The following is a 24674-nucleotide window of genomic DNA, read 5'->3' as shown; positions in this document are numbered from 1 at the left end:
AAAGCTGATGATATCCAGCATAAATACCTAGTTTTTGCACTGATAAGTGCATAACTTCCCCAGTCTTTCTCTAATAATAATCAAATCCTTCATATCTGACTGATACGATATGATCCTTTCTCCTATCACCAAATTTAATCCCTCCGCCTTAGCTAAAACCTGTCATCATGAGGATCATGAGATGTTTCTCCCTGTTGCACCAGAACGAGATCAGCTTGATTATCGCTTAGAAAAATGCTTAGGGGGTGGGGGAATGGGTCAAGTTTTCCTCGCCACTGATACCCGTTTGGGTGAAACGGTTGCTCTCAAATTGCTGCGAGACGCTTTTGTCAATGATCAATCGATGAAACTTCGCTTTGAGTGGGAATGGACGATTTGTGCGGCTTTAGAAAGTGAAAATATCGTGAAAGTGAGGGATTATGGGATAACAAGGGCTGGTTATCCTTTTTATGTGATGGAATATTTGCCAGGACAAACCCTCGGTCAATTATTAACCCAAACCCCCCGTCTCTCTCCTCAACAAACCTACTCGATTATGGCTCAAGTTTGTGCGGGGTTAAAATTAGCCCATGAGGGGATTCTCTTGGTTAATGAAGCAACGGGAGACAATGAGGTTATTCAGATTATTCATCGAGATCTCAAACCCGATAATATCTTTCTGGTTCCCGGTAAATCGGGATTTGTGGTCAAGGTGATTGATTTTGGCATCGCTCAAATTCGTAGAGGCCAAGAAGATTACATTAATACTCAGGGATTTTTAGGAACCTCTCATTATGCTTCCCCTGAACAAATAGAAGGGGCCAAAGAACTCGATCAAAGGGCTGATATTTATAGTTTGGGCTTAATTTTATACGAAATGCTCACGGGTTATGATGCCTTTGGCTTTAATTTTCGTCACCATCAGGTATCGGTTGAATCTTGGTTATGGGCTCATCGTGATCGTACTCCCCAACTTCTGCGATCGCAGCCTAACTGTGACCATTTATCTCCTGCTTTGGAAGCTGTGGTCATGAAATGTTTACAAAAGTCCCCTGATGCTCGTTTTTCTTCGGTTCAAGCTTTATCTGAGGCCTTACGGGAAGCGGTGGCTGAGGGTTTTGGGGAACTAGAGGAACGGGCGATCGCCAAACGGAGACAAAAACCCTTGATTGAAACGACTATCCCTGATGGGAGAGATCTCAACTAGGGGCAACTGCATAAGTGTTTAAACATGGCCACTATCTAATCAGTGTTAAAGGTTAAACCCTTGGGGAGATAAAAACCATGTTGACGACTACCATAACTCGTGTTGCCTTAACCCTTTCTGCGATCGCTGCTTTAAGTCTTCCTGCCGTTGCTAACCCGGAAGTGGCAACCATGACGAATCAAACCAAAGCTAATTCAGAGATGGTGTTACCTCAATCAACGGCGTTGTTGGTATCATTTCCCAATCCTATGGTTGTTGATGTGGGCCAAAGTGAATCCTACCCCATCATTTTACCCCTAATACAAGATATTAAACTCCCCTCTGGAGAGGTGATTATTCCGGCAAATACTCCCGTTAGTCTCACCATTAAACCAACTCAAGATGGAGCCATGTTAGTGGCTGATGCTATCATTCTCAACGGGCAAATTATTCCGATTGTTGCTCAAAGTGCCAAACTGCCTGGTCGTACTATTACCAATATGAGTGGTCAACAAATGGCCCGTCAAAATAGTGCTGTTGGGGGGAATTTAGCCACCTCACTTTTAGGGGCAGCCGGGGCGGATCTTTCTACCATGCAACGGGGTGGGTTTGGGGGGGCTGCTTTAGGACTTATTTCCGGTTTAGGAAGTCCTAATGATGTGAGAATTGTGGAGATAAATGCTGGAAGTGTGCATATTTTGAAACTAAATTCTTCCGTTGAGTTAGTATCAAGATAAAGCCCACAGTTATCAATCCCTAATACTTAACAAAAATCAATAATGAAACCTCGACAACAATTATCATGGATGGCCCTAGGATTAACCCTTTTTCTTGGCTTAAGTATCTTGCTTAATCTTGCCCCTGCCCAAAGTGCTGATCCCACTGTACAAACGGAGCAACAAAAAGACTGTTCTCAAATTCTTATAGAAGCGGATGATTTATATCAAGGGGGAAATCAAGAAGGGGCGACGCAATTGTATCGTCAATGTAAAGTAGATTTTCCCAATGCCTCGGCAACCCCTACTATCATACCTGAGCCTGTTTATAATATTGAGGAATTAGGAGGAGGAGATGGACTGTGGAAAAATGCTCTGGAGGGAATGGAAAATAACCAACAAAAAAGTAAAGTTTATTTTAGTTTAGTTCCCCTCACTCAGCTATATCCTCAATTTATTCCTGCTCATATTAAGTTAACTGAATTTTGTCTCAATGATCCTAATTTTTGTGCTAATAATGCTAAGGAAGGACAACCAAAAACTGCTAGTCAAGCTATTGAAAGAATAACGGAATTATATCCTGATGATCCTGATTTACTGCGGACAAAAATCAAGGTTCTTGATCAGGAGGAAAAATTTTTAGAAGCATCTATTGCGGCTCGTCAATTTTCCATCGTTTATGATGACTATCCCGAAGCTCCAGAATTTGCCCGCCTCGCCGATGAATATTTGAATAAATTTGAAGATAATGTTCAAGGGGAATTAGTGGGAAAAACAACCTTTGGAACCTTAATTAATATTGGTAGCGCAATCTTAAATAATAATCCCACCCAAGGATTATCTGGATTAAAAATGATTTCTCTTTTAGTACAAGGTGAATCAGGGTTTGGAAGCCAAGCAATTTCTTCTTTTACTAATGAACAAAAGCAACGGGGAACCTTAGTGGAAGACCCAGAAATCATTGATTATATTAAAGGTATTGCGGGCAGAATGACTCCCTATATGGGACGAGAGTTTAAGTATGAATATTATGTAGTTCAAGATAGTAGTATCAATGCTTTTGCCCTACCTGGGGGTAAAGTTGTAGTCAATACGGGAGCAATTTTAAATGCAGATTCAGAGGCAGAATTAGCAGGATTATTAGGACATGAAATTTCTCATGCTGTCCTTTCTCATGGATTTTTAAAGTTAGTTCAAGGGAATTTATTAGAGAATTTAGATCAAGTTGTTCCTCTATTTGATCAGGTTTCTCCTGTCTTAAATGCTCAATACAGTCAAGATGCTGAACGGCAAGCAGATTTGTTAGGAACAAGAGCATTAGCTTCTGCTGGTTACGCAGCCGATGGGTTACGAGATTTTATGATGATTATTAAAGAAACATCAGAAAACCAACCGACAAACTATCTTTCTACCCATCCGGCCCCTTCGGAAAGAGTCCAATATTTAGAAAAATTGATCGTTGATAATGGTTATAATCGTTATGCTTATTTAGGGGTAAAAAGACATCAGCAAATTAAAGAAAGATTGCAAATGCTTCGTTAATTGTAAAGATCATTAAAATACCGAAAAGGCATCGTCAGGGCCATTATTGTGGACAATATACAGTGTAATCCCATTGAGTTGATGATTGTTCTTGATTCCCTTTAATTTCCACTGTAATTTGAGCAGATTTTCCCTTAAAAGGAATGGATAAAGTATTACTACCTCCGACAAATCCTGTATTGACTAATTCTCGATCTTCGTAAATAACTCGTAATTGATCTGGGACACCATACATTTGATAATTAATCCGAAGAATTCCTTCTGTTGCGGTTAATTGCATTGTTCTTAAATCCCCCTCTTGTCCCCCACTTGCTTGTAGTTGATTACAAAATTCAAACCCTCGGCTTTTTGCTTGAAAAATTTGTATATCAAGAGATTCTGTTGAGGAATCAAAGGAGGATTTTGTATCAGGTTTATCCCCTTGACAATATTGATATTGATTATCTTTGGGTAAGGATATTCCGTCAGGATTAGCAATAGTTATTATCTTCACTTCTCCTTGACTTACTTGATAGTTAAAACAGGAATCTTTACTACCAATTTGTACTAAGCTTGTTTCTTGCTCACGAGCAGGTTCAACAATAGTTTCATCGCCACTAAAAATTTGTAATCCACAAAAAATTGCCCCACTATTTTCTGCTTCTTTCCATAGGATTTCTGCTTCTTCTTTAATAGTTTCTCCTGTTGCTTTTACCATGAATGTTTTATTATTTTCACAGGAAATTGAAGCCATTAATTCTGGACTTGATGTTTCCCAATCATCAAAGGTTAATTCTGTACAGGATTCTTGTCCTGCTTTTCCACAATCTTCTAAAGGTTTATTACAGGGATCACTGCGATAATTACTAATACCTAACCATCCCTTTCCTGAGTTATTGATAACTGTACAATATCGCCATTGACTGGGGGTTTCTTGTGCAACTAAATAATTGAGAGAGGCTAATATTTTAGGGATATTATTACTACTATCTTTCGCATTATTATGCCTAATTTTAATTCCCTTTTGACATCCTTGTCTCTTTGTTTTTGGGTTAGTCCATTCAATAACAAAGCTATCTTGTAAGTTAATAGTACAAGGAAAATAATAGGCAGTTCTCAAATTATTTTTAATTCCTGCTTGTATTTTTAATCCCATAGATTGATTAGTCTTATTATAGAATTCAAGCAAAGCAAAAATATTGCCACTTTCTCCAGGAATATCAAGTTTATCAAACAGTTTGATAATAGTCTCTAAAGAAACTGGCCCAATGCCACCCCGACGGCGACGAATTCCCATAGAATTTGCACCCACAATTTGAGTGACTTTTGCAGAATCAGGAATTTCACCATGGCTTTTAAGGGGAATCGTTATCGAAGCAATAGATAAGATGATAATAGTGATAAAGTTAGTAATTTTCGGATGTTTTTTGCTCATTTTAGGTTTTCCTATTCTGGTTTAATTTGACAATAATTAAGACGATTATCTAACAGGGGAATATCAGGAGGATACATTAAAATACTGAGCAAAGTATGTCCCAAAAGTTCTTGACAGTTTGGCTCAAATATCTCTTGTGAACCATACCAACCACAATGATTATTAGTCGCTTTACGCCATATTTTTTCAATTTCTTTGAGGGTTTCACAAGGAATTAGATTTTCTTCCCCTTCATCTAGAATTTGATTATTGTTTTGATCTGCTTTAACTCCAATGCTATTCATAATTATATTATAAGTGGTTTCTAATGCTCCTGTATATTGAGTTTTTGTGGCATCAATTTCTATCTCATTAGGATTATTATTAAGATTATTACTAACTTTTTTACTGCCAAATTCTTGATTTTCTAATTGCTGTTTAAGTCTGGGTATTCTGTACTTATAAATCATTTCTGCCAAAGATGATTCAGCTTGTTTAGCAATCTCTTTTAATTGTTGTTTCTGTGAGGTTGAAATTTTAAAATTATCAGGGTTTTCCTGAATTGCTTCATTGGTATTAGTTGCAACCATTAAAACTTGCCGATAATCTCCCATGACCTTTTCAAAATCTTGTTGATTTTGATTTTTATTGACTTTATCTAAATAGTTAGGTAGAATATTCATAACATTATTAATATTGTCTGAGGTAATCACTTGGGACGAGGCATAGCGAATTAATTGTTCTAATTGTTTTTGTTGATATTGTGTCCAAGCTAATCCTAGAATGCTAAAAATACTAAGGGTTACAATACTGGTAAGAGAAACTAACTTAATTTGGTTTCTACGTCTTAATTTTAAACTATTTTCAATAAACTTAATTTGAATATCACTTAATTCATCAAATCGCTGTTTATACCAGTTTTTTGCTTCTAATAAAGGTGTCTCTTTTAGTAAATAACCGCTTGCTTTTTCATGACTTTCCCATTGATATAAAGTCATTGCTAAGCGAGAATTCCAATGCAAAAAATCTTGATTATCTTCAATCCATTGATAAAATCTTTGCCAACTATAAATTAAGGTTTCATGAACCATTTCAACGGTTTCTTTTCCTGTTTCGTCAGGACGGTTTGTAATTACTAAACGATGAGAAGCTAATTGAGTTACTAAATCCCAATATTTCACTTGCTCTTTAGTGGCAATACGACGGGTATATTTATTATTGTCTCCAACATTTACCAACTGAATAAAAATTTTTTGTAAATGTTCTCTATCCTCCTCTGATAATTGTACATAAACTGATTCTGCATAGTTAGCTAATGCTGATGTAACTCCCCCAATATTTTGATAAGCTTGATGAGTTAACCATCCTTTTTCTTGTTGACTCCATAATTGGGTTAAAGCAAATTCTAATAAGGGTAAATACCCTGCTTCTCCCCAAACTTCATCAATTAATTTATCAACTAATCCCGCTTCAAATTGAACCCCATTTAAAGCAGCAGGTTGAGTAATTGCAGCTTCTAATTCATCCCGTTGCATGGGGAGAAGATATTGTGTTTCATAGCGTTGTAACAATTCTCCAAAAGAACCTGACTCTAATACTTTATCTAAAAAATCGGCTCTTAAAGTAATTACCACACTAAATGCAGGTACTTTCTTAATTGCCTCAACCAAATCATCTAAAAATCCTTGACATTGGGAGGGTTGACAAAGGGTAAAAAGTTCTTCAAATTGATCAATTACTAAAAGTAATCTGCTAGAATTTCCTAATGGTTTAATTATACTTTCTAAAGAGTCTTTTATTTTTAGATAATTACTTGCTAAATTCAGTTCTAATTCTAATTCTTGAATACGGGTTACAGAATTATTAATTAAAGGGGCCAATGCTTTTCCTAACCCCTCAAAAGGATTCTGACTAGGCCGTAACCAAATAATTTGCCAATTTAGTTGAGAATCTTGACGTAACTGGGGAATTAATCCGGCAAAAATAACAGAAGATTTACCACTTCCTGACGCAGCAACAAGGGGAACTAAAGGATTTTTTTTGACCAAATTAACTAGGTTTTTGATAATAGTTTTTCGTCCATAAAAAACTTCTGCATCTGCTTCTTGAAATGCTAATAATCCCCGATAAGGACAAGGAGGAATTCCCCCTAATTGTAACCAGCTTGGTGGAAAAAAGGCAGGATTTTGGAAAATAATAGGCAACCAAGAAGCACCAGGATAGTCATTTTCTATGCTTTGTAATTTATTTCTGGCTCGTTTAAATGCGAGATAAAAAGGCAATTTTTCCTGAGTATATCCTTGCAGAAATTGATGAAAAAAAGCTTGTGCAACTCCATTCGGTACAGGTTCCCGCATCACAATAGTTAGGGGAATGTATAAACTGGCTAAATCATTACCTAATCCTAACCCATCACAGGAGTTAAAAATGGCTAATTGTAATCCATTAGTTAATGCTTCTTTTAGTGATTCTTTTAACTGCTTAATAGTGATACTATTGTGATTTTTCTCTTTTTGATCGTTAATATAGAGTCTTCCTGTTTCTCCTTCTGTCTGACTATGGCCAGCAAAAAAGAGAATATCCCATCCTTGAAAATTAGATAAATATTGATTAAGTTGGCTATGAGAGGGTTTAATTAAAAAGTTAACTTCAGCATCAGATAAATTATTTAACCATTGTTTTTCTTGCGCTTCATCAATGCCATTTGTATTGCCAACAATCGCTAAAATTCTAACTTTTTTACGAGTTTTAAGAATCTTTTTGATAGGATGACGTAAATAATTAGGACGACTTAAGGCAATTTCTGTTAAAGGATGATCTTCTAAAAATGTCCAAAGGTGCCAAGGTAAGCGGCGTAAAATATCATCATCAGTTTCTAATATTAACCGAATTGAACTATTTTGATCCAATTGAGATCTTAATTTTTGTTCAATAATAGCAAAACCAGCAGTCATTAACCACTGATTTAATTGAGTTTGAATTTCAGATGAATATCCCTCTAATTTTTCAGCGGTTGGTAATTCTTCGACTTCCCAGTCATCCTCATCATTATCTTTATTACTCCAACGAGAAGAACCTAGTATATTCAATAAATTTTGATATTCATCTCGCCATTCTTGAAAGCAATTAACCAAGGTTTTATTATCAGGTAAATTACCTGTAATTTGTTGTGGTAAAGGGTAATCAATAGACCATAATTGTGTGGTAATAAAGGGAAATCCTTGCTCTAGATTCCCCAGTCCAAAGTTAATCACAATGACGGAATCAGCATTAGAGTTGAAAGATTTCTTGGTAGATACAACTGTCATTAAAATTTACCTCAATTTGAAATGATTTTCCTGATTTACCCTTAAAGGGATTAAGTTGAATTGCTGAATCTTGTTCTCCTGAAAAAACAGGTTCCTGTAAAAGTTTACCTGATGAAGAACTAACTTTTAATTGAAGATTTGGGGGTAAATAAGCTTGATTTTTACTTGAAACTATCTGAAAATAAATGCGAGATTTATCATCTTCCGCAGGTGTAACGGTTAATAATAAAATAACGCTTTGCTGTCCTGATGAACTATCAAAACTAATTGATTTACCGACTTTTATGACCTCAGAAATACTACGAGTTGCAAATGATAATGCAACGTCAGGACTTAATAAAGTATCTAAAGTCTGCCAACCTAATTCAATAAACTCATCTAAGCTTTGACGAAGATTAATGATAGTTTGGGTAATTTCTTCTTTAACTTGATTGATCGCACTTTGAGGCAGAGGAATTGCTGAAGCTGACAAATATTGACAGGAGACTAATAAATGATTTGGTTCAGTATCTAAGTCAAATAAAGATAAATATTGATGCTTTTTCTTGACTAAATGACTCAGTTTATCATAGCTCAGAAATCCTCTAATCATTACACTTTCTGCTTCTTCTAAGACTTCTAGTATTACATAAAAATGAGCCGTTGCTTCAGCATTCTGAATTAAATCTGGGGAAATAAATATGCTATCTTGTAGAAACTCTTCCTGAATAATAAGACAAAATCTAAAGTTCTTAAGTTGTAGGTAAGCAACTTTATCTAAACTTTCTATTTGTCGATTAATTGACTCATTTTTAAAGTGTTCAATCAGCCATTTTTCTAAGGCTAACATTCCCAATCCGTTTAAATAAGCTTGCCATTGTTGAGATTCATCACCCTTGATTTTACTCATCTGATTAGCTAATTCGTAGTCATCAGTATCTAGTCCAATTTCTTCTGGTATGAGTAAGCGAAAAACACTGGATTCAATGGTTAAGTTAGTCATGGTATTTCTCCAAAATAGAAAAACTTTTCTCTTGTATTAATCACTATTTAGTGAGATATTCTTTGAGGGTTTTAGCATAAAAACTCTCAAACTTTCTGTTCTTTCCGGCACGAATTTCTGAAGCGGCTTCTTCAAAAATTTTGTGATCAGTAAAGGCTTCAATTTGGGTTGTTAAGGTCATTAAATAATTAACATCAGGAGGATTAGTTGTTAACCCTTTAGCTTGTGCCAATTTTAAGAGATACTCAACTAATTGATTTGTGGTTGTTGTCCGAATTTGTTTGAGTAAATCTCCTGGATTAAAAATTCTTCTAGCTTTGTCCCAACTAATATTCATTGCTTCTGCAATTTCTTTAATGGGTTTTGCTTCTTGATAGTAACTATTTAAAACGGGTAGAAATTGCTCAGCATAAGGCGCATAATTCTTACTTTTTTTGAGTTTATTTAATCTATATTCAAGGCTTTGTACTAAACTTTTATGAAAGATTTTTTCTAATTCTTGATTTAGTTTAGTCAGAATTTCGTTTTCTTCGATCGCTACTTCATCAACCCCTTCATAAGCAATTTCTCTAGTGCTTGTTCCTCCTTCATCAGCATCAAAAATTTCTAAAGATTCCTTAGATTGCCAGACATTATATGTACGAAGTTGGGCGGCAATTCTTCTTAATTCTTTGACTAAAATATCTGGCTCATGATTTTTTAGTTTTGGTAATAATTCTCCCATTTCTTGAAGTTGAATAATTGACGGATCAAGACATTTACTTTTGGCTTTTTGTTGACGGCGATCGCGTCGATAGATTTTGTGGAAAGCTTTAATAATTTCTTGATCTTTAGGAGAAAAGTCTGCTAGTTGATGCTGTCTAATTCTATTTAATAAAGCCCAGTCACTCAAGTTTTTAAAGCCAAAATCCTCTAGGAATTTGACTAACTCACTATTTTGTTCTGTTTTTTTATAAGCCCAATTAGACAAACTCAATCGATTGGCTTTCTGACTTTGATAACTCTGTAAAATCTCAACAGTAAATAATTGATATTGTCTTGATTTAGTTAGATTCTGTTCATCAAGAATAACTTGATTTTCCTCTGTTTCATCTAGAACAATTAAAGACTCTCCATCATCATCTAAAACAAACGACAATAAGTCTTGATGGGTAAATAATTGATGGCTACTAAAGCGATTTGCAAGACTTTTGCAAGCTTTAAGAATGGGAGAGGAAACATAACACCTTAAACATAAACCTGCCAGGGCGTTTTGTCGTAAATTTTTCTTTTGTCTTTGACGAAATAAGGTCATTAAGATGTCTATAACTACCTGGGAAGTATCAGAAATATTAGTCTGTTTTTCTAGCCAAGTTTGGGCGGTTGTTAATTTTTTAAACTCATAACCCCTGGGATGATTCAAGCTGAGGCAGCATAAGGTCCAATAAGATGGTAAATTATTCATAGCTTTGAGCAATAGATTTTTACCTCTATTTTAGTATATTTTATCCAAAAAAAGGGTTAAAGGATACTTGTTAACAACCCTTAACCCATTGATTGATAGTCAGCAATTAGAAAGTAAAAAATACTTATTTTAGTTTTTTTACACCTTACCAAGCCAACATATTACCTAAGAAACTTTGGCGAAGTTGAGTATCATTAATCTCACGGGCTGTTTGGGTTTGTTGATAGGTTGCATAACGATAAGCTTCTGATTGAATGACGGCTGAACAATCTTGTTGTCTAATTAAATCAACATTGCTAGATTCCCAACCAGTATTAGAACCTGTCACCTGACTACTATGATGTTCAGTATGGGTAATGTTGGTTTCATTTACTGTTGCATGATTATCATAACCTGCGCCTTGTCTTTGATTGTGGATCTCAGAAATATTACAATGTTTATTGGCATCAAATTCTCCTACCCATGATTGATATTGATCAGCCCTAACCGGTTGATAAGCCGTTAGTGATAAGAGAAAAGTAAGGGACAATAAATAAGGTCTAAAAATCAACATAAAACACCTCCTAATTTTTGACTAACATGAGTATTTTTGAGAAAATTAATGATGAAAGCCTGTACCTAATGTATTATTGATAAAATTAGGATCGTGAGCAGGGCTGTAAATATCAACAGGAACGCTAATTTGTGTCCCAATTACTGGCCCCGTTACTCCATAGGGTAACGGTTGACTTCCTCCCACTAAATGGGAACTATTACGCCCTTGTTGAACTGTTCCTGCTCCTGTATAAACTTGAGTTGAAGTGTTAGTTGTAGCATTTCCCCAACAATCTCCCATCGTTCCCATTCCTACATTATTTGTCTGTTGAGATGGGGTTCTAGAACCCCGAATTGCAACTTGAAAAGAAACATCTGTCATCGCACAACTTGCTTGAGCTTTATGAGTTGTAAAAGGAGACATAATCAGTAAAGAAGAAAGGGTAAGTAAGACAACTGAATAGACTTTCATGGTGACATTCTCAGGACATTATTGATAAATCAAGGGAGAAAAAAGCAGAGACAATTTAATCAGAGTAATGGTGAAAAACTTAGCCTCTGCCATACTTTTTTAAAAGCCGAAGCGATTACCTTGACTTTGAGAATTAGATTGAATGCCTGAATTGCCAACATTATTAAAACCGCCGATTGCTGCCCCAGTTTGACCACTTCCCATCTGAGAAATTCCTAAATTATTGCCTTGACCAAAGCTGGTACTTTGCCGTTGATTATTGAATTGACCGAGGCTATTATTAACGCGGTTGCCAACCCCATCAGCGACTCCAGTTTGAGAACCAAACATGGTAGAAGAAGCGGCATTATTGCCAGAACCAAAGAAGCCATTTTGTCCTTGAAAAGAACTTTGACGCATACTATTATTAACCTGGTTGCCGATACCAACTGCCGCGCCAGTTTGTTCAGAATATTGTCCATTAATGGCTGTATTATCCGCTTTAACTGGAGTAGAAAAGGTCATGAAAGAAGAGAGTAAAACAACAGCAGCAGCAGTGGATGTTTTGAGTAAAGACATGATTTTGTACCTCGTAAAGATGATTTGATTGACTTGTTGCTTCGTTATAGTTGCTGCCTAAAAAACCTTATGCAGTTTTCAGGGAAAAAAAATGGATGCTGTAGGGTAGGAGTCAAGAAAAACCAGCTTTCCCACCTACTCATTGAAGGAGGCAGGAGGTCAAAGTAACGGTAATGGTCGTTTCAGTATAAAATTAAGCCTATTATCTGTCCGCCGTTCTTGATTTCCCCAAGAAGTCTCATTCACAAAATTTTTCAATGATTGGGAGTAACAAAATTAATGATGCTCAGTGCCTTAATTTGGATACCGTTGGTTGGTGCTATTGTGATCGCGTTTTTACCAGGCAAGCTAGAACAAGGAGTCTATCGCACCTTGGCCATATTGACTGCTTGTATCCTTCTGGTATTAACCATTGTCCTTGGGCTACAATTTGATCCAACCAATCCCCATATCCAGTTTACTGAGTATTTACCTTGGATTGACGGTATTGGCTTAAATTACCATTTAGGGGTGGATGGATTATCCTTTCCCTTGATTTGTCTCAATAGTTTGCTGAATTTAATTGCCATTTATAGCAGTAGTAAAACCATTGAGCGATCGCGGTTTTATTATGCCCTTATTTTAATTCTTAACAGTGGGGTCGCCGGGGCATTTTTAGCGCAAGATTTATTGTTATTTTTCCTCTTCTATGAGTTAGAAATTATTCCCCTCTATTTCCTCATTGCGATCTGGGGCGGCCCAAAACGGGGTTATGCAGCGATGAAATTTCTGCTCTATACGGCGGCTTCGGGATTTTTGGTGTTGATTTCATTTTTAGGCTTAGTCTGGCTCTCAGGGGCATCAACCTTTGACTATGAGCCTTTACGTTCTCATACCTTACCCTTATCCACTCAATTAATTTTACTCGCTCCCCTGTTGATTGGCTTAGCCATTAAAATCCCCATTTTCCCCTTCCATACTTGGTTGCCTGATGCTCACGTGGAAGCCTCTACCCCAGTTTCTGTCTTATTAGCCGGGGTCTTATTAAAGTTAGGCACTTATGGGTTATTGCGGTTTGGAGTCGGGTTGTTTCTAGATGCCTGGACTTATATGGCTCCCTGGTTAGCCACCTTAGCCGCGATTAGTGCCTTATATGGGGCTTCCTGTGCGATCGTCCAGAAGGATATGAAAAAGGTGGTGGCCTATTCTTCCATTGCTCACATGGCTTATATTTTATTAGCTGCGGCGGCCACAACTCGCTTAAGTATCACCGCCGCAACCTTTCAAATGGTCAGTCATGGTTTAATCTCGGCCCTTTTATTCCTGTTGGTGGGAATAGTTTATAAGAAGACAGGAAGCCGTGATGTGGACTATTTACGGGGTTTGTTAAATCCTCAACGGGGTTTACCCATTATTGGCACCTTAACCATTATGGGGGTGATGGCCAGTGCAGGAATTCCAGGGATGGTGGGATTTATTGCCGAGTTTTTGGTCTTTCGGGGTAGTTTTCCTATTTTTCCCCTACAAACTTTATTCTGTTTAATTGGCAGTGGTTTAACGGCAGTTTATTTCTTATTAATGGTCAACCGTGTCTTTTTTGGTCGCTTAACTACTGAACTATCGAAAATTCCTCCCGTCTTATGGTCTGAGCGTCTTCCGGCCTTTGTCTTAGCCATTTTTATTCTGGTATTAGGTATCCAACCAGGTTGGATGGTGCGGTGGAATGAACCCCAAGTAGGACTCTTATTAACCGGAAGGCCAGAAGTCGCTGTCTTGAAATAATTATCTTATGGTTTATTGGGGGTCATTACAAACGAAATCTGAGCGTACCCAGCCACCTTGGCCATTATAGTTAGCCCGCCACCAATAAATTCCATCAGGGCCATATTCTCCCTCGGAGAGTGCCACATAATTGCCGTTAGGAATTTCGGTTACTTTACGATAGTTTTGTCCTGGGCCTGTTCTCATGGAAAGACGGCCATTCCTCTGATTAGTACAAACTCGACCATAGGGGTTTTCTCCCCCAGTACCCGGCCGACAAGCACCATCACTGGGGCCACAGGCTGGGCCAAATTGTGCTTGACTGGGTAAAACGGCAAGACTTAACAAAATTGCGCTAGTTATCAGGGTTTTTAACATGGTTCTATCCTCCGGTGAGTGAGAAGTAAGAAGTAAAAAATTAATCCTGTTTCCTGTTCCTTATTCCCGAATTCTGCAACAAGTCTTAAGATTGAATTGTCACCTCAAGATATCGAGGTTGATAGGTGTAGATGTAATGCAATACTTGCTCAAGGTCTTGTTTTTGGGTTAAAGCAATACAGCCATGGGTTCCATCTTCTCCATTGGTTTTCTGAAAGGAGGGGTCATAATGAATGCCTAATGCTGTACGTCCCGTCGAGAATAAAGGTTGAATGGGCAAAAATAGTCCTCCCACTTCCGGTTCAGTCCCCGCAACGGCAGTATTCGCTACCGCATATCTTCCGTCAGGTAAGGGGGCCTCTGTTCCTTCTTGGTGACGATTTTTGTCTTGTGTGGTCGCTTTTCCAGTAACAGTGGCATAATTAGCGATTAACTGACCCTTGGCATAAAGTCTCAATTCATAAATCGGGTTTCCTAAAATATTAGTGGTATTCGTGGGGGTTAGGGTCATATAATTTTCTTGAACAACAGGAGCAATAACCTCTGGTACAGGATTTTGAGGTTGTTGTTTAACTTGAGGTTCTAAGGGTTGAGGTGATGAACGATAACCATTGAGGGGAATGGGGGGTTTGGTTTCTAAGGGAGGTTCTGATGCTTGACGGAATTCTTGCCATTGCTGTTGTTTGCGAGTCGATAACTCATTGGCTGTTAGTTGAACATTTTTTTCCTTTTCTAATTCCTCTAACCCCTGGATTTGCTGTTCTTTAGCAGCAGTGATATAAGCAAAGACACCTAAACAGGTTAAAAAGGCTAATATGAGTTTTAAACGCATAAATAATTCCTAATTTAAACTAGCAATATCCGTGACTTTTATTGAATATCCACTATCAATAATTGAGGGCGATAGGTTTCAATAAATTGTCGCAAGGTTTCAAAATTGGTTCTGGTTGTTAAGCCAATACAGCCCGATGTGCCATCTTCTCCATTATTTTTATTATAACTGGGATCATAATGAATTCCCAAAGCACTTCTTCCTGTCCGAAATTGCGCTTTAACTGGGATAAATCTTCCCCCTGCTTCCACAATTGTTCCTGGTATACTACGGGAACTAATGGTATATTTTCCATCGGGTAAAGGGGCTTCTGTTCCCGATTGGTGACGATTTCGGTTTTGGGTATAATTTCTACCGCTTACGGTTTCAAAGGTATATAAATGTTGTCCCTGATGATACACTTCTAATAAGTAAATGGGATTCTTTTGTTGATTGATTATTCCCGATGGAATTAACCGCAAACAAGTCTGACATTCTTGATTTATCTGATAATTTGTCTGTTTTGTTTCTGCTGCTAAGGTAGGCTCTTTGATTGCCATTAAAGGTAATAAAAATCCTATTGTGAGCAAAAAAAGTCCCCAGGAATTCATGATGATTTGAACCTTTAATTTTGTTAAATAATCTTGTTTTTTAAAGTTAAGTTAGTTAGGGCAACTTATTAACATCGACTAATTGGATGCTTATAACTCCAATATAGCTTAGTATTTTGAAAAATGGTTAAGAATTTCATTTTTTTTATATTTTTTAATATCTGGCTTTTTCCCCGTTCTCTTAATGTCTTAATTCTAATTGATTACTAAGTGTTATGTTTTCTAACTATTTTGGGAATCTTATTATTATGATTATAGCCTCTCATTCATTTATCAAATATGACCAATAATTTAGCGCAAAGCATCGGTTTTATCGGGACTGGTGCAGTAACAGGAGCTAGTATTTATTCTACAATAGGCAGTATGGGATTAGTTGGAGGATTTGGAGCAATTGGCCTAGGACTAGGCACAATGACTACGATAGGGATGGTAACAGGTTCAGCCATTTATAGTGGTTTAAATGCTGTTGAAGAAGGGGATACCATAGCATTAAGCTTCATTGGGTTAGGAGTGGTTTCAGGTACTAGCTTATCAGCAATGGTTGGAGGGATGGGCTTAAGTTTTGGGGGAACAGCTATCGGTATTGGTATGGGAACAATGGCCGTCACGGGTGGAGTGATAGGATTAGGGATTTATGGATTAACTAAGCCATTTCTAGACATTAATAATGACAATAAATATTATGAAAATATACAATTTTTGGAAGATATAACAAGAGAATATGAGCAAGAACAAATCTGGAGAGAATTTGAATCAAAAGATAGTATAGAGGAAGAATTTAAAAAACTCAAAGAAGAAGTATCATCATCGACCAAAAATCAAAAAAATAATGCTCAAAATTCTCAAAATTCTACTGGAAAAATACCTGAAAATAATCCGAAGGAAAATCAATCAGAAACTGTAACCTGGAAATGTACAAAAATTCTTTATGAACATACCGCACCGATTAATTCTATTGCCATTAGTTCTGATAATTATTGGTTAGTTAGTGGTAGTTCAGATCGCACAGTTAAATTGTATGATTTAAACCAGAAAAATCATGTTTATACATTTTTTGGATTAACCGCAGAAGTTCAATCTGTTATCATTAGTCCTGACAATAAACTTCTAGTTACTGGTGATTTTGATAATAATATCAGTGCTTGGAATTTACAAGACAAAACACTTAATTCTGCACTTTCCAAATCTCGTTATTCTTTTGGTCATAAAGGGGCTATTTTTTCCCTTGATTTTACATCGGATAGAAAATATTTAGTTAGTAGTAGCGGCGATCATACCCTCCGCTTATGGAATGGTTATAACGGAAATTTTGAAAGAACATTTAACGGTCATTCTGATATTGTATGGTCAATCACTATTAATTCTAATGCTCAAATTATTGCCAGTGGAAGCGCAGATAAAACCATTCGATTATGGCATTTTAATCATTCACAAGCTTTGGCTATTTTGACAGGACATTTAGCCAGTGTTAACACAATAAAAATTAGTCCTGATGGTCAGTATTTAGTGAGTGGTAGTACCGATAAAACTATCAAACTATGGCAACTATCAACAGGACAATTAATTGATACATTAATTGGTCATACAAAAGGAGTTTTAGGACTGACAATTAGTCCTGATGGCAACATTTTAGTAAGTGCGAGTCATCAAGAAGTAATACTATGGCATTTACCCTCAAGAAAAAAACTAGAAACTCTCAAAGGATCTCACCCTATTCTTTTTAGTAATGATGGAAAATTATTAATTAGTGGTGGTAGTAAGGGAACTCTAAAAATTTGGACTCAAGAATCAACGTATAATTGTATTTTGTCAACAGAATGGTGGGAGATTTTAAACGTAATACAAAACGCTGATGCAGCCGAAGTTAAATCGTCTTATCATCAATTAGCTAGACAATATCATCCCGATCTTAATTCTTCTCCTGAAGCGATTCAAAAAATGCAAATCATTAATCAAGCTTATGAGCAATTTTTAAACTTAAAATCCTAGCAGTAACAAAGTCAACTTAATTTGTAAAAATTGTTTTTAACTAATCACCTGCCCCTTAATTTCTTGTCCCAACCAAGGGGTATTACTATCTAAAGATTTAAGGGTTAATGGTGTCACCTTCCAGGATTTTTGTGGATCAAAAATAATCAATTCTGCGGGTTGCCCTGGGGTTAAAGGGGTTGATTTTTCCCCTAAACATTGGCGAGGGTAACAACTTAAGGCTTTCCACAATTGTAACTCCGTCAATTGACCTTTTTCAACCAATTCTTGCCACAATAAGGGCAAGGCTAATTGTAACCCGATCGCCCCAGGAGGTGCTTCTGCAAAAGGAACAGTCTTTTCCTCATAAGTATAACCATGATGATCTACCGCGATCGCATCAATGATCCCCTGAGAAACACCGTCAATTAAAGCAAGACGATCCTCTGGGTTGCCTAAGGGGGGATCTAATCGTAAACTGGGATGATAACTAGCGATCGCCTCTGTATCTAATAACAAGTGCATCCAGGTGGTACTGGCGGTGATGGGAATACCTCTCGCTTTTCCCCAAGCAATTAATTCTACTGCGCGACGGGTGGAAATTCGCATCAAATGCACCGGGGTTTGGGTTACGGCTACCATTTCTAAGATCGTGGCGACTGCGGTGGCTTCTGTCATGGTAGGATTGCCAGGTAAGCCATAATTAATGGATGAATACCCCTCTCGCATCACCCCATTACCTTTGAGAGAAGCAAATTCTGCAACCATTGCGATCGGTTTTTTGATGGGTTTAAGATATTCCAAAATTCGTCTTAATAACCCTAAATTCTCGATTCCTTGGTTATCTGTAAATCCTATTACCCCTGCAGCCGCTAATTCTCCCAATTCCGTCATCTGTTGTCCCTCTCCTTTAAGGGTAAGGTTTCCCCAAAAGTCGAGTTTTATCGATGGTGGCAAACTTTGGGCCTGTTGTTGTAAATAGGATAGAGTGGCTAAATTATCAATAGGCGGGATAGTTTGGGGGAGAATTGCCAGACGGGTAAACCCTCCGGCGATCGCAGACTGGATCAAACTGTTGAGGGTTTCTCTGTCTTCGTGGCCAGGTTCCCCGCTATAACTATATAGATCCATTAAACCAGGGCCAATAATCAGGTTCTTTCCGTCAATAATCTTGGTTTTTGGGGCAATATTATCAAGATGAGGTTCAATTGCTTGGATAATTCCTGATCCTAATAAGATATCACTGATAGTATTAGTATTGGTAACAGGATCTAAAACTCGAATTTGTCGAATAAGGGTAGGGGAAGAGGTTGTCATAATGAAGTCACAAGTCGAAGAGACGAACGGCCGTTCGTCCGTACAGAGGTTAGAAGTTATGAGATTTAGTTAGTACAATATCGAGAATTAGTTGATTCTAAATTTTTTAGTTACTGTTGGCGATTATATCAAGTTTTTGACCCCTAAAGAAAATTCATTAAGAATATAAAAATAGTTTTAATTCGGATTTAAAAAAGCGAGAGTTAAATCACCAGTTATTGAGAAGATAACTCGATAGGATTCATCATTCTAATTATAGTTTTGAAATCCGTAGTAATTGAGTTTGAGTGATCTCTAATCAACCTCTAGCAACGATCAACTATCAACTAACTTGACTTATCAGAACATATAAGATAAAGTTTGCTCTGTAAATTGTCTTACTCCTTTTAGCACGTTTCTTAATTGCTTGCTAAACCTTTGAGTAACAAAGCGAGGTAGTGAAGGAAACATTAAAATCATGAAATTCACCCATTTTTGGCTCCAACCCCTAGCAATTTTTGCCCTGGCATCCGTTGCTTGGACAACTCCTAGTTTGGCCAATGAAGTCAACACAAACACCGTTGACACCGAATATTTTCAAGAAGAAGAACCCATTGAAATTGAGGTTCCCGTCCCAGAAAATAACACTGCTGGAACTTGTTCTGCCGTTATTGAACCCGCTCTTGATAGTATCATTGGTCGCTATCAAAATAACTGGGGAATTTTAGTCGAAAAATTAGAAGACGGAACCCTTTTATATAGCCATAACCCTGATCAAAAATTTATCCCCGCATCTAATAACAAAATCTTTACCACAGCAGCAGCTTTATCCTTGTTAAGTCCCCAATCAAAAGTTGGTTCAAAATCCTTACGAGAGTGGGTTAATGTTACCAACGTCAGAAGTAATAATTATTACGCTGACACCCTATTGCGTCATATTGGAGGGCCACAAGCTGCCAAAAAGGCCTTGACTCAACTTGGTGTTAATCCTAGCAGTTTTAGTCAAGTAGATGGCTCCGGCTTATCTCGACGCAATGTTGCCACTCCTAGGGCTTTAGTAACCACCCTACGGGCTATGTATTACACCCCTGCCAGGGACGTATTTTACACATCCTTACCTGTTGCTGGCGTAACAGGAACCCTAAGAAACCGCATGAAAAGCACACCCGCCCAGGGGGCTGTTCACGCCAAGACAGGCACATTAAAGGGGGTTCGCGCCCTCTCAGGTTATATGAATCATCCTTACTTTGGAATGGTGGTATTTAGTATTCTGGCCAACAATTTTAGTGTCTCTGGTTCTGCTCTGATCGGTTCTATTGATAAAATTGTTCTACAATTGAGTACCGTTCGCCCTTGTGATTAACGGGAATGAGGGGGTGAGGGAGTGAGGAGGTGAGGATATGAGGAGAAAAATTGTCTTAATGCTCCCATCACCCCATTACCCCATCACCGAAATAGTGCCTAAGTTTTATCAATAAATTAAGACTGTTGCAAATAGCTCTTAAGAAGGACTATCATTGTCAATTAATAGAATTTTGTGAGAGCAAGTTATTATGCCTCCCTACACTGCCAATTCCCTAAAAGCTGAACTCAATGCCAGAGGTTGGCGTTTAACTCCACAACGAGAAAAAATTTTACACGTTTTTCAAAACCTTTCTAGAGGTAATCATCTCAGTGCTGAAGAACTTTATGAACTTCTTGAACAGCGAGGAGAAACCATTAGTCTCTCAACGATTTATCGTAGTGTTAAATTGATGTCTCGGATGGGAATTTTACGAGAATTAGAACTAGCGGAAGGCCACAAGCACTATGAACTTAATCATCCCTATCCTAACCATCATCATCACATGGTTTGTATTCAATGTAACAGAACCACTGAATTTAAAAATGATTCTATCTTAAAACACAGCCTTAAGCAATCTGAAAAAGAAGGATTTCAACTCATTGACTGTCAACTTACCGTTATGACAATTTGTCCTGAAGCCATTCGCATGGGTTGGCCTTCTTCTCTTCCCAGTAATTGGTCTTGTACCCGTGCTATTTCTGATGGTGATCATCATCATTCTTTGGATTTTGAATCAGAAGAATAGTTAGGAAATTATGAAGCAGACATTCCTAACTGAAACCCTAATGCTTTCTTTTTCATTAGTTGAAAAATGTTGTAAAATCCATTAGCACGAGAAGGGGTTAAACTGACTTTAAGACCAGTTTCTTCAATAAAATCAGGGGTTACTTCTAAAATTTCACTGGGAGTTAACCCGTTTAATCCCTCAATTAAGAAAGCCACTAATCCTTTCACTAATTGAGCATCAGAATCTCCCTGATACCAAATTTTACCATCTTTCAAATCGGCGGTAATATACACTTGAGAAACGCAGCCTTGAACCTTATTTTCTTCCAGCTTACTCTCTTCAGGCATCGGCTCTAATTTTTTGGCATACCAGAGTAATTGTTCATAACGTTTTTTGGGGTCAGACCGTTTTTTGAACCGTTCAACAATCTGGGCTAAGTTAGGGGGTAAAGAAGAAGCATCACCAGGCATAAACAAACTCTCAAATTATTTGATAATCTATCCTTATCCTAGCAAAGTTAACGGACTTCTATCAAGAGTAATCAAGAATAATATAATTCATGACTGTTAAAAAAAAATAAATTTATCCATAGATAAAACAGAAAACAATTAAGATTGAGCTATCAATTTGTTTTTTGCTTAATATTCTAAAATTCTCAGTCAAATTAATCTTAACTAAACCGAATGATTAATTACACCGTGATCAATTATTATGAAATTTGTTGATGAATACCGCAGTGGGACTTTAGCCCAACAATATGCCCAAAAAATCGCCAAGATTACCAGCAAACCCTGGAAAATCATGGAAATTTGTGGCGGACAAACCCATTCCATTGTGAAATATGGAATTGATACCTTATTACCGAAAGAAATTACCTTAATTCATGGCCCAGGTTGTCCTGTTTGTGTCACCCCCATTGAGTTAATTGATTGTGCCCTAATAATAGCGAGTCTAACGGATGTTATTTTTTGTTCCTTTGGGGATATGTTACGAGTCCCTGGAACCCAAAAAGATTTACTCACAATTAAAGCAGCAGGGGGCGATGTTCGCATTGTTTATTCACCCTTAGATAGCCTTAAAATTGCTCAAGAGAATCCGAACAAACAGGTCGTATTTTTTGCCGTTGGCTTTGAAACCACCACGCCAGCAACCGCTATGGCAGTTTATCAAGGAGCAAAACAAGGAATTAAGAACTTTTCGTTATTGGTGTCCCATGTTTTAGTTCCCCCCGCCATGGAAGCCTTATTATCATCTCCTAATTGTGTTGTTCAAGGATTTTTAGCTGCGGGTCATGTTTGTACCGTCATGGGCTATCAAGCCTACGAACCCATTGCCCAAAAATATCAAGTTCCTATTGTTGTAACGGGGTTTGAACCCATTGATATTCTCCAAGGAATTTACCTCTGTATTCAACAATTAGAAGCGGGAAAAGTCTACTGTGAAAATCAATATATCCGGTCAGTACAACCCCAAGGAAACTCCTTAGCCCAACAATTAATCCAAGAAATTTTTGAAGTTGTTCCCCGTTCCTGGCGAGGCATTGGAGAAATTGCAGAAAGTGGCTTAGGATTACGAACAGAATATGCCGCCTATGATGCCTTAAAGCGATTTTCAGGTGCCTTAGCTGACCTTACCCCATCAACTGACCCAACCCCCTGTATTAGCGGGGAAATCATGCAGGGTTACAAAAAGCCTCATCATTGTCCCGCCTTTGGGACTCAATGTACCCCAGAAAAGCCATTAGGGGCCCCTATGGTATCCTCGGAAGGGGCTTGTGCCGCCTATTACCGCTATCGCCATCACCAAAAACCATCCCTGTGATCACCCAGGATTGCTGAAGGAAATATTACAAAATATTAAGAAACAATAGTGAATGTCAACACAATGCCAGAAAATAATTGGGTCAGGTTGCTTGGCAACATATAAAGTTGAAACACCAATCAGCAACCCTTTTTCGTATAAGATGTCAGCTTAAGAGCATCTAATTCATTTTATTGGGAGGAATCCATCAATGAGTATCGTCACGAAATCAATCGTGAATGCTGATGCGGAAGCCCGCTACCTCAGCCCTGGCGAACTAGATAGAATCAAGGCATTCGTCACCGGTGGTGCTGCTCGCTTACGCATTGCAGAAACCTTAACCGGAGCCCGTGAAAGCATTGTTAAGCAAGCTGGCGATCGCCTCTTCCAAAAGCGTCCTGACATCGTTTCTCCTGGTGGAAACGCTTACGGCGAAGAAATGACCGCAACCTGTTTACGGGACATGGACTACTATCTTCGTTTAATCACCTATGGAGTGGTTTCCGGTGACGTGACCCCCATCGAAGAAATCGGCTTAGTTGGTGTCCGGGAAATGTACAAATCCTTGGGAACCGACGTGGGTGCCGTTGCTCAAAGCGTTCGTGAAATGAAAGAAGTTGCCACAGGAATGATGTCTGCTGATGATGCGGCTGAAGCTGGTTCTTACTTCGATTATGTTATCGGTGCAATGGGCTAAAACGAGTTAGCCATTACCCAATATTTGTAAGACTGTTGAAGACTAGGCAAGATTAAGGAAGCAAAACTATGCAAGACGCAATTACCTCTGTCATTAATTCCGCCGACGTTCAAGGGAAATACCTTGACGGCTCTGCTATGGACAAATTGAAGACCTACTTCGCCAGTGGAGAACTCCGCGTGCGCGCAGCTAGTGTCATCAGTGCCAATGCGGCTGCGATCGTCAAAAACGCTGTCGCCAAATCCTTACTGTACTCTGATGTCACCCGTCCCGGTGGCAATATGTACACCACCCGTCGTTATGCGGCTTGTATTCGTGACCTCGACTACTATCTCCGCTATGCGACCTATGCCATGTTAGCTGGCGATACTTCTATCCTTGATGAGCGTGTACTCAACGGATTAAAAGAAACCTACAACTCTTTAGGTGTTCCCGTCTCCAGCACAGTACAAGCAATTCAAGCCATGAAAGAAGTAACTGCTAGCTTGGTTGGTGCTGATGCAGGGAAAGAAATGGGTGTTTATTTTGACCACATTTGCTCTGGCTTAAGCTAGAACAACTGATGATCACAACCGATTAAAAGGTTGTCCATTGGAGGTTCGGGAAGTCTAGAGTGAGTGCTAGCTGGTTAAAGGCTTAATCTTTGCTGCTAAAGATGAGTTTTGACGAACTAGTATTGACTCCTGACTCCCGAACTTTGTTGTATTCAGACAACAGTCAACAAAAATTTTTGACGAAAATTCGGAGAATTCAACCCATGAGAATGTTTAAAGTGACTGCTTGTGTCCCTAGTCAAACCAGAATTCGGACTCAGCGGGAATTACAAAATACTTACTTCACCAAATTAGTTCCCTATGATAACTGGTTTCGGGAACAACAACGCATCATGAAAATGGGCGGTAAAATCATCAAGGTACAACTAGCCACTGGTAAGCCTGGCACCAACGCTGGCTTACTGTAGAAATCAGCTAGTATCAGAAATTGTGAGTTTTCAACTCAACCAAAAGGAGGTCAATTGTGGCCTCTTTTTGCTTGGCTAAAAATTCCTAATAAGGATGTTAACTACAACAATAAATTTGGGAATCCTTAGAAAGAATAGGCTGTTGAAGCAACGCCATTTGTTGTAGCTCCTGATTTATCCTTATATAACCCTATATAACCCTTAACCCCGTCTTTTGATGGGGAGG

23 protein-coding genes are annotated in these 24674 nt (G+C 38.0%); 11 read left to right on the top strand and 12 right to left on the bottom strand.

Annotation, left to right across the window (positions count from 1 at the left end; translation table 11 throughout):
- Positions 1–109 precede the first annotated feature (109 nt).
- From VB715_RS17575 to VB715_RS17565, 3 genes are all read left to right on the top strand, one after another.
- Positions 110–1186, top strand: coding sequence for a serine/threonine-protein kinase (locus tag VB715_RS17575; protein WP_323302521.1), 1077 nt, complete (start codon positions 110–112; stop codon positions 1184–1186).
- A 77-nt stretch (positions 1187–1263) separates the two neighbouring features.
- Positions 1264–1902, top strand: a complete 639-nt coding sequence (locus VB715_RS17570) for a hypothetical protein (RefSeq protein WP_323302520.1) — start codon at positions 1264–1266, stop codon at positions 1900–1902.
- Between the two features lie 42 nt (positions 1903–1944).
- Entirely contained in the window at positions 1945–3423 is a 1479-nt protein-coding gene (locus VB715_RS17565) for a M48 family metallopeptidase (RefSeq protein ID WP_323302519.1), read from the top strand.
- A gap of 43 nt (positions 3424–3466) precedes the next feature.
- Here VB715_RS17565 and VB715_RS17560 read toward each other — a convergent pair whose 3' ends face one another.
- The 7 genes from VB715_RS17560 to VB715_RS17530 form a co-directional block, all read right to left on the bottom strand.
- On the bottom strand, positions 3467–4837 hold the full coding sequence (locus VB715_RS17560; protein ID WP_323302518.1) for a hypothetical protein: 1371 nt from the start codon (positions 4835–4837) through the stop codon (positions 3467–3469).
- 11 nt (positions 4838–4848) lie between these two features.
- Entirely contained in the window at positions 4849–8124 is a 3276-nt protein-coding gene (locus VB715_RS17555) for a CHAT domain-containing protein (RefSeq protein WP_323302517.1), read from the bottom strand.
- Positions 8087–9106, bottom strand: a complete 1020-nt coding sequence (locus tag VB715_RS17550) for a DUF1822 family protein (protein ID WP_323302516.1) — start codon at positions 9104–9106, stop codon at positions 8087–8089. The genes VB715_RS17555 and VB715_RS17550 overlap by 38 nt, the downstream gene beginning before the upstream one ends.
- Before the next feature lie 43 nt (positions 9107–9149).
- The gene (locus VB715_RS17545; protein ID WP_323302515.1) at positions 9150–10550 is read right to left on the bottom strand and encodes a hypothetical protein; all 1401 of its coding nucleotides are present in this window, start codon (positions 10548–10550) and stop codon (positions 9150–9152) included.
- 145 nt (positions 10551–10695) lie between these two features.
- Entirely contained in the window at positions 10696–11103 is a 408-nt protein-coding gene (locus tag VB715_RS17540) for a hypothetical protein (protein WP_323302514.1), read from the bottom strand.
- 45 nt (positions 11104–11148) lie between these two features.
- Positions 11149–11556, bottom strand: a complete 408-nt coding sequence (locus tag VB715_RS17535) for a hypothetical protein (RefSeq protein WP_323302513.1) — start codon at positions 11554–11556, stop codon at positions 11149–11151.
- A 99-nt stretch (positions 11557–11655) separates the two neighbouring features.
- Positions 11656–12114 (bottom strand): hypothetical protein, encoded by a 459-nt coding sequence (locus tag VB715_RS17530; RefSeq protein WP_323302512.1) that lies wholly within the window; start codon positions 12112–12114, stop codon positions 11656–11658.
- 282 nt (positions 12115–12396) lie between these two features.
- Here VB715_RS17530 and VB715_RS17525 point away from each other — a divergent pair, with 282 nt between their 5' ends.
- Positions 12397–13875 (top strand): NADH-quinone oxidoreductase subunit M, encoded by a 1479-nt coding sequence (locus tag VB715_RS17525; RefSeq protein WP_323302568.1) that lies wholly within the window; start codon positions 12397–12399, stop codon positions 13873–13875.
- Between the two features lie 12 nt (positions 13876–13887).
- On the opposite strand, the gene VB715_RS17520 is transcribed toward VB715_RS17525, so the two are convergent.
- From VB715_RS17520 to VB715_RS17510, 3 genes are all read right to left on the bottom strand, one after another.
- Entirely contained in the window at positions 13888–14232 is a 345-nt protein-coding gene (locus VB715_RS17520; protein ID WP_323302511.1) for an SH3 domain-containing protein, read from the bottom strand.
- A gap of 85 nt (positions 14233–14317) precedes the next feature.
- On the bottom strand, positions 14318–15064 hold the full coding sequence (locus VB715_RS17515) for a L,D-transpeptidase (RefSeq protein ID WP_323302510.1): 747 nt from the start codon (positions 15062–15064) through the stop codon (positions 14318–14320).
- Positions 15065–15102: 38 nt separating this feature from the next.
- A complete protein-coding gene (locus VB715_RS17510) occupies positions 15103–15603 on the bottom strand; it encodes a L,D-transpeptidase (RefSeq protein WP_323302509.1) in 501 nt (166 codons plus the stop codon).
- A gap of 330 nt (positions 15604–15933) precedes the next feature.
- On the opposite strand from VB715_RS17510, the gene VB715_RS17505 reads away from it, so the two are divergent.
- Positions 15934–17643, top strand: coding sequence for a DnaJ domain-containing protein (locus VB715_RS17505; protein WP_323302508.1), 1710 nt, complete (start codon positions 15934–15936; stop codon positions 17641–17643).
- 36 nt (positions 17644–17679) lie between these two features.
- On the opposite strand, the gene VB715_RS17500 is transcribed toward VB715_RS17505, so the two are convergent.
- Complete coding sequence (locus VB715_RS17500; protein WP_323302507.1) at positions 17680–18939, bottom strand: dihydroorotase; 1260 nt, start codon at positions 18937–18939, stop codon at positions 17680–17682.
- A 457-nt stretch (positions 18940–19396) separates the two neighbouring features.
- On the opposite strand from VB715_RS17500, the gene VB715_RS17495 reads away from it, so the two are divergent.
- Both VB715_RS17495 and VB715_RS17490 read left to right on the top strand, forming a co-directional pair.
- Entirely contained in the window at positions 19397–20281 is an 885-nt protein-coding gene (locus VB715_RS17495) for a D-alanyl-D-alanine carboxypeptidase (RefSeq protein ID WP_323302506.1), read from the top strand.
- A 190-nt stretch (positions 20282–20471) separates the two neighbouring features.
- Positions 20472–21008, top strand: coding sequence for a transcriptional repressor (locus VB715_RS17490; protein WP_323302505.1), 537 nt, complete (start codon positions 20472–20474; stop codon positions 21006–21008).
- Positions 21009–21016: 8 nt separating this feature from the next.
- On the opposite strand, the gene VB715_RS17485 is transcribed toward VB715_RS17490, so the two are convergent.
- Positions 21017–21460 carry a SufE family protein gene (locus tag VB715_RS17485; protein ID WP_323302504.1) on the bottom strand — a complete coding sequence of 148 codons (444 nt, stop codon included), beginning with the start codon at positions 21458–21460 and terminating at the stop codon, positions 21017–21019.
- A gap of 241 nt (positions 21461–21701) precedes the next feature.
- On the opposite strand from VB715_RS17485, the gene hypD reads away from it, so the two are divergent.
- From hypD to VB715_RS17465, 4 genes are all read left to right on the top strand, one after another.
- Entirely contained in the window at positions 21702–22811 is a 1110-nt protein-coding gene (gene hypD, locus VB715_RS17480; protein ID WP_323302503.1) for a hydrogenase formation protein HypD, read from the top strand.
- 190 nt (positions 22812–23001) lie between these two features.
- Complete coding sequence (locus tag VB715_RS17475; RefSeq protein ID WP_323302502.1) at positions 23002–23487, top strand: allophycocyanin; 486 nt, start codon at positions 23002–23004, stop codon at positions 23485–23487.
- A 68-nt stretch (positions 23488–23555) separates the two neighbouring features.
- Positions 23556–24041: an allophycocyanin subunit beta gene (gene apcB, locus VB715_RS17470; protein ID WP_323302501.1), complete on the top strand. Its 486-nt coding sequence runs from the start codon at positions 23556–23558 to the stop codon at positions 24039–24041.
- Between the two features lie 203 nt (positions 24042–24244).
- Positions 24245–24448, top strand: a complete 204-nt coding sequence (locus VB715_RS17465; RefSeq protein ID WP_190670989.1) for a phycobilisome linker polypeptide — start codon at positions 24245–24247, stop codon at positions 24446–24448.
- Positions 24449–24674 lie beyond the last annotated feature (226 nt).

This window comes from Crocosphaera sp. UHCC 0190 (assembly GCF_034932065.1).
Classification (GTDB): Bacteria; Cyanobacteriota; Cyanobacteriia; order Cyanobacteriales; family Microcystaceae; genus UHCC-0190.
Note: the sequence above shows the minus strand (reverse complement) of the source record. Positions and strands in the feature narration are given on the sequence as shown.